The sequence below is a fragment of the Streptacidiphilus sp. MAP12-16 genome (assembly GCF_041262165.1).
Classification (GTDB): Bacteria; Actinomycetota; Actinomycetes; order Streptomycetales; family Streptomycetaceae; genus Streptacidiphilus.
On the sequence record NZ_JBGCBY010000018.1, the window covers coordinates 11789 to 24918 of the forward strand.

Genomic DNA, 13130 nt, shown 5'->3' on the forward strand with positions numbered 1-13130 from the left:
CCCAGGACAGCCCTGCGCCCGAGGATGTCCAAGGCCGTCCATATCGGGGCTGAAGTTGGACACTTGCGCCAAGTCGTGAGGCAGCCTCACTGTTCAACAGGCCGCTCGCCGACGTGCCCGCATACCTCGTGGCGGTTGCCGCCACAGGGACGTCAGACAACGAACCCGGCGCGGTCCTCCGGTGTGCTGGGGTCCAGACCGCGGCGCTGGTCGTAGTCGCCGTGCCACAGCAGCAGGTCTCCGATGACGGGATCCGCCAGCCCGGACTTCACCGCGGCCTCGGCCTCGTGGCGAGGGAGTGAGGCGATGTGCGGCTGCAGGCCGCGCAGGACCTCCGGGCCGCGGGGGTAGGGGGATCGCAGCATGGCCACAGCCGCCTCGATGGCGTCGCGCTCGTCCTCGCGGCGGATTACCACGACGGGACGGCTCAGTCCGTCCTCGATCATCTGGAACCGGGTAGCCACCTCGGGGAAGTCGAGATTGCGGCGCAGTTCCTCGATCTCGGCGCCCAGACCGGAGTCCTGCGTGCCCTGCTGCAGCGCGTAGCGTTGCGGGTAGTAGCGCTCCAGCGCCGCCAGGTCGTCGGGATCGGCCAGTCCCGGGCCGAAGTACATCCCGGTCGCGGTCAACGCCGCCTCGTAGGCGGAACCCTTGGGCTGTCCGGCATCGGCGGCGGTGAAGACCACGACCACCCCCTCGGACAGCCGTCCGTCGCGGTTGCAGCGTCCGGCGGCCTGCTGCATCGACTCCACCGGCGCCCATGCCCGGTACACCCGGGGGAAGTCGAGGTCCACGCCAGCCTCGATGAGCTGGGTGGACACCACATGCACCGCACGCCCCTGGGCCAGCAGTGTACGCACCTGGTCGATCGCCTCCCGGCGGTGACCGGCGGTCATCCGGGTCGACAGGTGGATCACCGTCGCATCGTGCGCCGCCGCGTCCTCGATCAGACGGTGCAGCGTGGCCGCGTCCTTGGTCGTGTTCACCACCGTCAGCGTCTGGGCGTGCTCCACCGCCTCCGCCGCCATACCCGCCAAGGTCACGTCCGGACCGACCCGCCACTCGTAGCGCACCCGCCGCAACTGCTCGAACAGCCCCGCCACATCCCGGACCAGGGATCGGCGTTCCACGCCCGCGAACCCCTGGAGCGACCAGAAGCTGGGCTGCGTCGCCGACACCAGCACCACCGTCGCCCCGAAGTGGTCCACCAGACCCCGAAGCGCGCTGAGCACCGGACGCAGCAACCGGTCCGGCAGCGCCTGCACCTCGTCCAGCACGATCACCGAACCGGCCAGACGGTGCAGCTTGCGCATCGCCGACGGCTTCGAGGAGAACAGCGACTCGAAGAGCTGCACCGTCGTAGTGATCACGAACGGGGCATCCCAGTTCTCCGCCGCCAGACGCGACCATCGCGACCGCTCCGCAGCCTCCGCCTTCTCCGCCTGCGTCAGCGCGGAGGTGCCCCCGTCCTGGTCCAGGTCGACCGAGCTGTGGTGCTCCAGGACCGCCCACCGCTCGCCCGACCCGGCGTCCGGTTCCAGCAACTCCCGGTAGACCGCGGCGTTCTGCTGGGTGATCGAGATGTACGGGACCGCCAGGACCACCCTGCCCAGCCCGTTCGCCTGCGCGTGCCGAAGCGCGAATCCGCCGGCCGCGATGGTCTTCGCGCCCCCGGTCGGGACATGCAGCACATACATCCCCGGTGGCCGTGCCGCCGCCTCGCACGCCTGCTCGTAGACGTTCTGCCGCACGGCGTCCACCGGCGAGGGCGGCCGGTCCGCCAGGAACTTCGACCGCCGCTCCTCGTACCGGGCCAGCAGCGCGGCGAAGTCCGCCTGCGGCCGCAACCGCACCGGGGCCGCGTCGAAGTGCGACTCGGTGTCGAGGTAGTCCGCGTCCACCACGCAGCTGAACAGCATGCGCATCAGCAGGTCCACACCCAGCCTCGCCTCCGGTAGCGCAAGGCCCGTCAGCCACGCCGGCAGGGGAGGCCGCGGATCGGGATGAATCTCCGGAATGATCTTCTCGACCAGTCCGATCGCCTCGGCGGCCATCGTCGCCAGCTCGCCATCACCACGGATCCTGGTGAGCTCCTCGGCCAGCCGCTCGGTATCGGGCAGCCCGCCGTGGTGGCCGTACACGACCGCACCGAACTGCTCCGGCAGGTACCTGGCCGCCAGGAACGTCCCCGCATGCTTGTGGGGCACCCCCACCGGCCCGCTCCCCCTCCACTCCGCCCGCCGCAGGCCCTCCTGCCAAAGGCAGCAGCCCTTCCCCACGTCATGCACCAACGCCAGGTACGACGCACAAGATCCCGCCCCGAACACCGCACCGAACCGCGCCGCAAGGGCCGCAGAACCACGCAGGTGATCCTCCAACAGATGCCGGACACCGGGAGCCTTGTTCCGGCTGTGCCCCAGCAACTCCCGCCCGCGCGATACCCGGTCCCCGCCCCCACTAAAGCCGACAGTCTCCATGGTCCGGACCGTAGCGGCAGCCACTGACACCGGCGCCAGAACGACCAACCTGCCCGAACTCCGACACCGACCTGCCGACATAAGCCAAAGTGACACATAGCAAATCGGAAGCCTCAGGACACCGGACGCCCGGGGCAACACCCACTTCGGAACCTCAAACACACACACGACACGCGGATCGCCCCGAAGGACAATGCCCGAATTGCCACTACTCGACCATCCACAGTCCGGCACCCCCGGACTTCCAGTAATGTCTTACCCCTGCTCCAGCGGAGTGGCGGTCATCCCCCGGGACGGCCGAGGATCGCAACTGTTCGGTCTCCGCTGCGGCACCCGAACAACTTCCGGGTGGCGGTCGTCCTCCGGGACGGCCGAGGATCGCAACCTGGTGAGCGCCGGCATCGTGTACGAGATCATCGCGGGTGGCGGTCGTCCTCCGGGACGGCCGAGGATCGCAACACCCCGCACTCCACCGTCAAGCGCAACCGGGCCGGCGGTGGCGGTCGTCCTCCGGGACGGCCGAGGATCGCAACGCCGTTGTCGAGCCACCAGCTGAGCGGGTGCCAGCGCGTGGCGGTCGTCCTCCGGGACGGCCGAGGATCGCAACGTCTACGTCGGCGACGGCCAGATCGTCGAGGCTGAGGTGGCGGTCGTCCTCCGGGACGGCCGAGGATCGCAACACCGTGACGTGCCACCCGTGCATGAGCGCGATGGACAGTGGCGGTCGTCCTCCGGGACAGCCGAGGATCGCAACGTCACGCCCGGGCCCGTCACCCGGGACGCCTCCCCGTGGCGGTCGTCCTCCGGGACGGCCGAGGATCGCAACATCGTCGGCTCCGGCATGATCGTGGCCCTGTCCTGGTGTGGCGGTCGTCCTCCGGGACGGCCGAGGATCGCAATTGGATCGCGGTGGTGACCTCGCCGATCAGAGCGACGTGGCGGTCGTCCTCCGGGACGGCCGAGGATCGCAACACGATGTCGTGCAACTGCTGCTGCGTATACGGCATGTGGCGGTCGTCCTCCGGGACGGCCGAGGATCGCAACAACGCCTACGAGTCCGACCGTGCAGGCGAGCAGTGGTGGCGGTCGTCCTCCGGGACGGCCGAGGATCGCAACACCATGGTCTGCAAGTACTTGTACCGCAGCTCGTCGTGGCGGGCGTCCTCCGGGACGGCCGAGGATCGCAACATCGACGACGCCATGTTCGTGGCGTCCACCGGCTGGTGTGGCGGTCGTCCTCCTGGACGGCCGAGGATCGCAACGGCGAGTACGACGGCGGGTCGGCGATGACCGCGACGGGTGGCGGTCGTCCTCCTGGACGGCCGAGGATCGCAACATCCTGACCGCGGCCGGCACCCCGGTGGCGGGCCTGGTGGCGGTCGTCCTCCGGGACGGCCGAGGATCGCAACTGGCGTCCGGACTGGCACGCTGCCGTCGTAGCGGGTGGCGGTCGTCCTCCGGGACGGCCGAGGATCGCAACGCTCCTGCGCTCGTCCACGCGCAGATGATCGAGCCCGTGGCGGTCGTCCTCCGGGACGGCCGAGGATCGCAACTTCCCAACGGTGGCCTGGGGGCCGCAGGGGTGGGCGGTGGCGGTCGTCCTCCGGGACGGCCGAGGATCGCAACCTCGGCACGCTCCCGCGCTGAGACTGCTACGGCTGGTGGCTGTCGTCCTCCGGGACGGCCGAGGATCGCAACCGGGACGGAATCGGTAGGGTCCGGAGTCATGGTCTGTGACGGTCGTCCTCCGGGACGGCCGAGGATCGCAACCAGCTACTCGCGGACCGCAAGATGATGAACCACGCCGTGGCGGTCGTCCTCCGGGACGGCCGAGGATCGCAACCAGGCCGTGGGCGCTGTCACCGGCTTCGCCCAGGTGTGGCGGTCGTCCTCCGGGACGGCCGAGGATCGCAACGACACGCAGGTGAGCAGGTCGGCGCAGACGAACAGCGTGGCGGTCGTCCCCCGGGACGGCCGAGGATCGCAACGAACCGACGACGCGCAGGTGCCGCCCCGGATCCAGGAGTGGCGGTCGTCCTCCGGGACGGCCGAGGATCGCAACGAGGTTGTCAACACCGAGACCAACGAGGTGAAGGCGAGTGGCGGTCGTCCTCCGGGACAGCCGAGATTCGCAAACGGGTCCATGCCCGTCGAGTCCGCATAGCCCTGCAGGGTGGCGGTCGTCCTCCGGGACAGCCGAGGATCGCAACAGCCAGCACGGCCTGGGGACCTGCCGACACTGCCGCCAGTGGCGGTCGTCCTCCGGGACGGCCGAGGATCGCAACCACAAGTGGGTCAAGCCCATGCCGACGAGCGCCAACGTGGCGGTCGTCCCCTGGGACGGCCGAGGATCGCAACCTCACTGGCACCGGCACCGGCGAGCCCCAGGGCTTGTGGCGGTCGCCCTCCGGGACGGCCGAGGATCGCAACACCGCGATGGTCACCGTGACCGTGACCGACCCCGGGTGGCGGTCGTCCTCTGGGACGGCCGAAGATCGCAACGGTCAAGAGCGGCGGCAGCCAGGACAGTGCCGTCGCCGTGGCGGTCGTCCTCCGGGACAGCCGAGGATCGCAACTTCTTGGTGCCTATGGCGGTGCCCAGGATGCCGGTGTGGCGGTCGTCCTCCGGGACGGCCGAGGATCGCAACAGCGCCATGTGCATCGCCCGGCCCAACGCCACGGGGTGGCGGTCGTCCTCCGGGACGGCCGAGGATCGCAACCGCGCTTTGGCGGCCACATGGGTTATAGGCGGGCCAGTGGCGGTCGTCCTCCGGGACGGCCGAGGATCGCAACGTAGCGATGTCGTCCGATTCGGCGAACGCCACGGGGTGGCGGTCGTCCTCCGGGACGGCCGAGGATCGCAACACCACGGTCACCGCGAACGTTGCCGAGGTGAAGCCGGGTGGCGGTCGTCCTCCGGGACGGCCGAGAATCGCAACACCTACACCACGGGCCAGAAGACGACCGCGCTGGAGGTGGCGGTCGTCCCCTGGGGCGGCCGAGGATCGCAACATCGCGTGCGCGCTCTCGCCTGGGCTTGTCGCGGGGCCCCTCAACCGGACGACCCCTGCTCCATCGCAATGCGCAGCGCCTCGAGTCCACGTGATCCGTACGCCTTGACGGACCCGATCGAAATGCCGAGTGCGTCAGCTACCTGCGCTTCGGTCATGTCCGCCATGTAGCGCAGCACCAGGATCTCCCGCTGACGGCGTTGCAGCCCGCGTAGTGCCGTCCGCAACTGATCGCGTTCCAGTGCCTCGTACGCGCCTTCTTCAGCGCTGGCCATGTCCGCTGTGAAGCTGGGCAGCAGCCGCAGTCCCATGAGCCGGCGGCGCAGGGTGGAACGCGACAGGTTGACGACGGTCTGCCTCAGGAAGGCGAGGGTCTTCTCCGGGTCGTGCACCCGGCGGCGGGCCACATGCACGCGGATGAATGCCTCCTGGACGACGTCCTCGCAGGAGGCGAGGTCGTCCAGGAGCAGGGCGGCCAGGCCGAGCAGCGGCCGGTAGTGCGCCTGGTAGATCTCCGTGAGGGAGTAGACGGTGATGCCGTCCAGGTTCTGTGAGGCCCGCACTTCGCTGGTTCCGAGCGACGAGGCTTGCACCGTGCTGAGGAACCGGCCTGCCTCTTGGCCTGCGCTCCCGTCGGGGAGCCGGTCCAGTACCCCGCCAGCGGACCTGATCTGACGGATACCAGTGGACATGCGCTGTGCCTCATGCGCGTGGGCCGGATCGTGGGCGGCGTCGCGCGAGGCGGCGTCGGCCCGGTCGAGGAGTCCCTCGTCGAGGTGGTGGGCGCTGCTCATAGTAGGCCGCCCTCCTGGAGGTCGTTGCGCAAAGTGCTGCGGAGCCGGTACAGGCGGGTGCGTACGCGTGCGGCCGGAATCGCCAACTGCGCGGCGATCTCGCCGGGTGGCACTCCGTTCAGCCGCAGCTCGACGATGCTGCGGTTGGTCTCGTCGAGGGTGGCCAGGTAGGAGGTGATGGTGTCGCGGCCCACCACCTCAGCCTCCAGAGTGGTGGAGGTCGCGATCAGGGAGAGCCAGCGGTCGATGTCGTCGCCTTCATCGGTCAGCCTCTCGCGGGCGAGGTGCGCGTAGTCTCGCGCCCAGCGCTTGAACGTGTCCTTGAAGGCAAGGACGACCGCGCCGACGAAGAAGCTCCTCAGTGACGCACCCAAAGCTGGATTCCATAATCCTTCGTGCAGAGCACGACGGTGAAACAGCGCCAGGCCCGCCACCACCGCGTCATGAGCCAGCTGCTCACGGGCATCGCCGTCCTCGCGGAGCAGGGCACGCAGGTCCTCGGTGAGTGTGACCGGATGCCCCCGCTCGGCACTGTGCCGATAGATCTCACCGGTGAAGATCCACTTACGCAGCAGCGGGCGGCCGTACGCGGCCAGCTCTCCCCGGAAGACCTCGTAGCGGACCCCGGCGAACCCGGCCGCATGCAGTTCCCGGAAGAGCTCTACATCCGCACCGTGTCGGCCACTGTCCTCGATCGCACTCCCCCACGCACCCGGACCACCGGGGCCCGGGGGGCGACGAACAGTCACCTCGCCCTCGGGCGGGGCAGCGGGTCGCACGCTGCGCGTGTACGACCACCCCATCACGTCTCCAGGCGCCTCGTCGATGCGGGCGCCACCGCAGGGCTGGGCCAGCACATCGTTGTATGGCGGACGGTTGTACGGCCGTGACGGTCTTTTTCAAGATTTTTTGAAAACCTTCCGGAACCCCGTCACAACAGTCCCCTGCATCTCCCTATAGACCACTGTGACAGGCCCACGAATGCCCGCGGCACGCCGCTGCGAACTCGCCTGAGACCCGAACGCGCCTTCTACTGGCGGCCGCTGACGACACGATGGAGGACCAGCACCGTGGCATCTCCCAAAAAAGACCCCGACCAGCGCTGGCGGGACCCCTCCACGATGTACGGCGCCGTACTCGCCGCCCTCCTTGGCAGCCTGATCTTCTGGGGCATCACCACCCTCACCCAGCACCTCACCATCCACTGGCACTAGACGACCCGAAGCGAATGGATATCCCGCCACCGGCGACCGAGCGCTGGGTCTACGTGAAGACGGGTCCTGTCCCGGATGTCTCTGGGTATATCCGGGTCCTGACCAGCGGTGAGTAGAGATGCGTGGGACGCCGTTCCGGCGCCTTGTCGGGCAAATCGGTCGGATTGGCCTCGTGCCTACAGACGACCGGGACCCGATACTTCGGCGGGACGGGCCTGTGTGACTGGTGTGTTGCGTGCGCACGGCGCCACTGGAGTTAGTACGGTACCCCCAGGAACGACAGGCCCGGGGTCTCGATCCGCCCAGCCACCCCGACATAGCCCAAGGAAATGTCCAGGCGCAGCTGCGCCAGGGTGAAGACCGTCAGCCACGCCGCCCCCGAGCGAGGCGTCCAACGAAGAGGTGCCCAGCCGCTCGATCGCCTTGGCGACAGTGACCTGATCGACCGGGCCCTCAGTGTTCCACTCGAACCGGGCCACCGGCTCCTGAAGCTGGTCGGCCATACGCCTCGAGAGCCGGGACGCCGACGCGATGTAGTCGACGTTCAACGCCCCCACCCCGACCACCTCAACACGCCGTAACCCGGCCACCGCACCCCCTGCCGACACACCGTCAAACCGGCATCTCCCCCAGGGATACAGGCACCGCCGCAGGCACGACAAGGACGCAGCGTGCTACCGCGCCCCGGGGCATCGAGCCCCGCCATGACGCACCGCCTCGGACCTGCTCACGCAGACCTCGGATCCATCCGGGATGACTAACCAAGAACGTAAATCTTGATTGACGATTTTGATTTTACTTCAAAGATTGCTACCTTGGTTGCATGAGTGAATCAGAGCACCCTCGCCTGATCCCGACCGGCACCTGTTGGTGCGGCTGCGGCGCGGAGGCCGGTATCGGATCCTTCTTCGCACGTGGCCACGACAAGGTCGCCGAAGCCGCCCTGCTGGCCGTCGAGTACAGCAGCTCGGTCCCCCAGCTCCTGCACAAGCACGGCTACGGCCCCGCCCGCTCGGTGTCCGCCGAGGCGGTGCGCAGCGGTGGGTGGCAGGAGTGCCCGCTGGGCTGCGGGTACAAGGGCGCGCCGCTGAGCGTGAAGAACCACTTGAAGAAGCACTAGCCAACCCACCCGCCGGGCCGAGGACGAGGGATCTGTGATGGACAGCAAGGCTTACAGCGCCGGGTTGGCTGACCTGCGCACCCTGCGGGACGAGATCAAAGTCCTCCGCAAGGAGCTCGATGCCCTGGAGGGAGACCGCGACCGCGCTGTGCGCGAGCTGGGCAGCCATGCCAAGGCCAACCCCGACCGGATCGCCCCGGCCGCCGGCCTGACGGTGGGTGAGGTCGTCGCCCTGGTGCCCGCCCTGCGAGGCCCGGCACCGACCTCCGGACCTGACACGCCCCCACCGGCCCAGGAAGGCGTAGCAGGTGGTTCCGCGCCCGCGCAGGCCGCGCAGGCGATCGCGGCGCCGGTGGGTGCGCTGGCCCCGGACCTGCGCGAGCAGCCGATCCCGGCGACGGCCGAAGCCGTTCTCGAGTCCGCCGAGGTGCCCGACGTCGAGCAGGCTGCCACGGTCGCCGAGCCCGCCGCGGTGGCGGAGGTCGTTCCGCAGGAGTCGGAGCCTGCGGCCGCATCTGCAAGTGCCTGGGCCGGTGCGACGGTACGGGCGCAGGTGCAGGTCTCGGTGGAGCGGGAGCTGCCCTCGATCCCGGCCGGAGAGGCCGGAGACCGGTGGGCAGCGGTGACGGCGAACCTGACCTCCAAGCGCCCGAACTTCACCCAGCAGCCGCGCGCGATGGCGTTCCTGGACGCGGCAAGTGGGGTGCTGGTGCACCGCGACCAGGTCGTGCGCGTCGACCTCGGGGGTGGGTCGGCGGCCGAGATCCTGGCTGCCGTGTACGCCACGGTGCCCGAGAGTGTGGAGCGGATCTACATCACCGCCGGCGACCCCTGGCATCGCGACGCCGCCCGCTACCCCTTCCTACGCGACGCGGTCGCCGCCTGGCTCAACGCCGACGTACCCGGCTGGCAGGTCGAAGCCTCCCGCGGCAAGGACCGCCTGGCCGGACACCTGGTCCACCCGCGCAACCCCGTCGGCCGCTGGCAGCGCGGCGACCAGCACACCGAGATCCGCAACGTCGCCGAATGGTTCGACCCCGACGGCGCCGACCCCGCCATCGTGCGCGACGCCTTCGTCCTGCTGTGGAAACAGCTGCACCACCTGTGGCCCGACGTGGTCCTGATGGGCTCACCCTCCCAGACCGGACGCGACCTGTGGTCGCGCACCATCCCCTCCAAGGCGGGCTCCAAGTGGGCCGACGGGTTCCCGGTGATGTCCGAGGAGATCCGCGGCCTACTGCACGCCACCGCCGGGCAAGGCCGCACCGAGCTGTTCCAGCCCCCGCAGGTGCCCGCGCAGCTGCCGCAGCTGGTGGAGTTCGACCGGACCTTCGCCTACGCCAAGCACGTCTGGGCCTCGGGGGTCGGCGCCCCGCAGCGCGTCACCGCCGCATCCTTCGCCGCCTGGTCGACCAAGGAGCAGACGAACGCGTTGTTCGCCCCGTCGCACTGGCACATCCGCGTCACCGTGCCCGAGGGCTGGAACCATGTCGGAATCCTCCCGGCCCCTGCCCCCGGCGAGCGGGCCTGGCACTACCCCCACACCCCGGGGCAGTCGTTCACGACCTGGGCCGGGGGCGCGGAGGTCAACCTCGCCCTGCGCAACCCGATCGCCCCGTGGCGCATCGAGATCCTGGACGGGCTGCTGTGGGAGTCCGGCACCCCGCTGCGCGAGTGGGGCACCCGCCTCAAGGACTCCTGGGGTGCCCTGCAGGCAATGAGCCAGATCCACGTGGATGAGCGCCAGCGATTCGCCGCCCGCCTGGCCTCCCGCGCCGTGCGGAGCATCCTGTTGTACGGCATCGGCGGCTTCGCCCAGCGCCCGAGGATCACCACCGGGTCCACGCCGATCGGGCAGGAGTCCCAGGTCCCGGCCGGGGCGCAGATCATCGGCATGGACACTGAGCGCATCACCTGGCAGCGCAACACCGGCTTCGCCCGCGACCCGTACGCCCACCCCGAGTGGTCTGCCGGCGTCTGGTCTGCCGCCCGCGCCGCCCTGCTGTCCAGTCGGATGCGTGAGGACGACGTCTCGGTGGGCGCACTGCACCTGCCGCCCGGGGCGGTGGTCGCGTTCCGCACCGACGCGATCTACACCACCGCGGATGCCACCTGGCCCTACCACGGGCAGCCCGGCGACTACCTGAAGAAGGGTCACCTGTCCGGTCCGGTGGCGGCACCGACGACGGAGGAGGAGTTCTTCGCCCTCCAGGCTGCCGGACGCCTTCAGTTCGCGCAGGCGCAGGCTGAGGCCGGGACGCAGGCGGGCCGGTGACCCCGCGCCGACGCCGCCCCGGAGGTCAGGGCCAGTCGCCGCAGCAGCCGAACGAGGCCGCCCAGCTCACCCAGCAGCTTCTGAACGCGGGCTACACCAAGAAGGACGTCGGCCAGATCATCGGCCGCGACCCCTCCCTCGTCAGCCAGTTCTTCACCAAGGGCAAGGGCGCCTCGTTCGTCACCGCGCTGCGCACCGCAGTGCAGGCCATGACCGTGGGCGCGGCCAACAACGTCGCCGAACTGAAGGCGGTGGCCGCCCCGCAAGTATCCCGCCGCACCACCAATACCGGCCGCAAGGCCCGCGTGCGGGCCAAGGACGTCGTCGCCACCCCCGGCAACTCCTTTATGGCCCGCGCCGCCCAACAGCACATCGCCTCCGGCGGCGCCCGCCTACGCCCGGTCGTGGAGAAGACCGCGGCCGTCGCAGGGAAGCTCGCGTTCACGGTCCGGGCGAAGAAGGGCGCATTCACCCACAACTCCGGACGCCTGGCCGACAGCGCCGGGATCCGTCGCAACGTCGTCCAACGCCGCGACGGCACCGAGGAACGCGCATACGGCAACAGCCTGGGACCGGGCACCGGCGAATTCGGCTTCGACGCCGTCGAATGGATGCACCGCGTCGACCAGGCCGACGGCGACGTCACCGCCGCCGTCCGCGGCTGGCTCATCGAGACCGGACGCATCCACCCCGACGCCGTCATCACCCACATCGAGATCCGCGGCTGGAAGCCCATCGACTGAACTGGTCAGGAACCCTCCCGGGCGGTCTGGGTCCGCATGTCCGACGCGCTCATCCAGATGCCGACCACCTGGGCCGTACAGGCCCATGCGCGCGGGCGGCCTCTACGGCTTCACCTGGAGCGGTCCTGCCGTCGGCGCCGGCCACGGCGTCGACATCCCCCTCCATCTTCGTCAACGCCGTAGCGATCTAGCACAAGGCGATCTGGCCATCGGCTGGCCGCAACGGCGCAGGAAGGCTCGTGTCGTTGCCCAAGGCAGCGTGCAGGCGCAGGGTCAGAGTGGTGTTGCGGTGGGGTTCGGCGGTGGCAAGGGCGCGGCGTAGGGCTTCCTCTTCGCCGACGAGGATGACTTTGTGTTTGCCGCGGGTGACGGCGGTGTAGAGGAGGTTGCGGCGCAGTATGAAGGCGCCGGTGGTGGTCAGGGGGATGACGACGATGGGGTATTCGCTGCCTTGGGCGCGGTGGACGGTGATGGCGTAGGCGTGCAGGACGTCGTCGAGCTCGTCGAAGGTGTAGGTGGCAGTGTCACCGTCGTCCAGGGCGATCTCGAGTTCGCGTTGTTCGGTGTCCAGGTGATGACGGTGGCGGTGGTGCCGTTGAAGACGCCGTTGGTGCCTTTCTTGGGGTCGTTGCGGGTGGGCATGACGCGGTCGCCCAGGCGGAAGGGGCGGCCGTCGCACCAGTGCTGGGCGTCTGTCTCGAGGGCGGGGTTGAGGGCGTCCTGCAGGCGCAGGCCCAGTTCGTGGGTGCCGGCGGGGTGCTTGCGGGTGGGGCACAGGACCTGGATGTCGCCGGGGCCGACGCCGTAGGCGCCTGGGAGGCGGTGGGTGACCAGGAGGGTTCCAGGACCAGGTCGGGGATGTTGTTGGGGTTGTTCTCGCGCAGGTACCAGAAGTCGCCGCCACCTCCTTCCTGCATGGCGTGGGGTTTGCTACCTGACGCCCTGGCGGATCTCTTCGAGCCGCGTCATCAGCCGCTGGTAGCGCTGGGACGCGGCCTGGGAGGAGCCCAAACCCTGGTGGGGGGCGATCTGCCTCCAGTCCATGCCCCGGCGCCGGGCCTCGATGACGACCTGCGTCTCCAACTGGTCGACCTGGTTGCGGATCTGCTCGAAGAGTTCGAGCGCGGCAGCGAGGTCGTCGGTGGTGACGTCCGGGATCCGCCCCTCGGACTGCTGGTGGTTAGCGGAGGCGAGCAGCACCTTGCCGAGCAGCGCAGCGTCCAGTTCCAACTGTCGGGCAGGTGCCCAGTGGGCCTTCGGGTCGTTGACATCAGGGCGCCCGGCGACGCCTTCGAGTCGGCCGCGGGCCTGCTGGTGCGAGTCGAGTGCCATAAACCGATCCTGCCACAACGAATCAATTAAACAACGCAATGTTGCCTAATTGGGCAACGAGTGCCAGGTGGCCCCCCGGCGCCACCCGCGCGAGGGGCGGAGCGGACGCGGCCGCGACGGCGGTTGGACTACGCGTCGTTGACGAGCCCGAGCCTTCTGGAGAG

9 protein-coding genes and 1 CRISPR repeat array are annotated in these 13130 nt (G+C 69.5%); of the genes, 4 read left to right on the plus strand and 5 right to left on the minus strand.

Annotation, left to right across the window (positions count from 1 at the left end; genetic code table 11):
- Positions 1–152 precede the first annotated feature (152 nt).
- The 3 genes from ABIA33_RS23060 to ABIA33_RS23070 form a co-directional block, all read right to left on the minus strand.
- Positions 153–2558, minus strand: a complete 2406-nt coding sequence (locus tag ABIA33_RS23060) for a CRISPR-associated endonuclease Cas3'' (RefSeq protein WP_370084279.1) — start codon at positions 2556–2558, stop codon at positions 153–155.
- Positions 2559–2751: 193 nt separating this feature from the next.
- Positions 2752–5489: direct repeats of the CRISPR family, unit length 37 nt; unit sequence GTGGCGGTCGTCCTCCGGGACGGCCGAGGATCGCAAC.
- Between the two features lie 40 nt (positions 5490–5529).
- Positions 5530–6081: a SigE family RNA polymerase sigma factor gene (locus ABIA33_RS23065; RefSeq protein WP_370084430.1), complete on the minus strand. Its 552-nt coding sequence runs from the start codon at positions 6079–6081 to the stop codon at positions 5530–5532.
- Between the two features lie 197 nt (positions 6082–6278).
- Positions 6279–7061 carry an RNA polymerase sigma factor gene (locus tag ABIA33_RS23070; RefSeq protein WP_370084280.1) on the minus strand — a complete coding sequence of 261 codons (783 nt, stop codon included), beginning with the start codon at positions 7059–7061 and terminating at the stop codon, positions 6279–6281.
- A gap of 291 nt (positions 7062–7352) precedes the next feature.
- Between ABIA33_RS23070 and ABIA33_RS23075 the strand changes: the two genes are divergently transcribed.
- From ABIA33_RS23075 to ABIA33_RS23090, 4 genes are all read left to right on the plus strand, one after another.
- A complete protein-coding gene (locus ABIA33_RS23075; protein ID WP_370084281.1) occupies positions 7353–7496 on the plus strand; it encodes a hypothetical protein in 144 nt (47 codons plus the stop codon).
- 823 nt (positions 7497–8319) lie between these two features.
- Entirely contained in the window at positions 8320–8616 is a 297-nt protein-coding gene (locus tag ABIA33_RS23080) for a hypothetical protein (protein ID WP_370084282.1), read from the plus strand.
- Between the two features lie 37 nt (positions 8617–8653).
- Positions 8654–10891: a Mucin-19 gene (locus ABIA33_RS23085; protein ID WP_370084283.1), complete on the plus strand. Its 2238-nt coding sequence runs from the start codon at positions 8654–8656 to the stop codon at positions 10889–10891.
- Complete coding sequence (locus ABIA33_RS23090) at positions 10888–11634, plus strand: hypothetical protein (protein WP_370084284.1); 747 nt, start codon at positions 10888–10890, stop codon at positions 11632–11634. Before ABIA33_RS23085 ends, ABIA33_RS23090 begins: the two co-directional genes overlap by 4 nt.
- Positions 11635–11821: 187 nt before the next feature.
- On the opposite strand, the gene ABIA33_RS23095 is transcribed toward ABIA33_RS23090, so the two are convergent.
- Both ABIA33_RS23095 and ABIA33_RS23100 read right to left on the minus strand, forming a co-directional pair.
- Positions 11822–12313 (minus strand): ATP-binding domain-containing protein, encoded by a 492-nt coding sequence (locus ABIA33_RS23095; RefSeq protein ID WP_370084285.1) that lies wholly within the window; start codon positions 12311–12313, stop codon positions 11822–11824.
- 251 nt (positions 12314–12564) lie between these two features.
- Positions 12565–12966: a hypothetical protein gene (locus ABIA33_RS23100; RefSeq protein WP_370084286.1), complete on the minus strand. Its 402-nt coding sequence runs from the start codon at positions 12964–12966 to the stop codon at positions 12565–12567.
- Positions 12967–13130 lie beyond the last annotated feature (164 nt).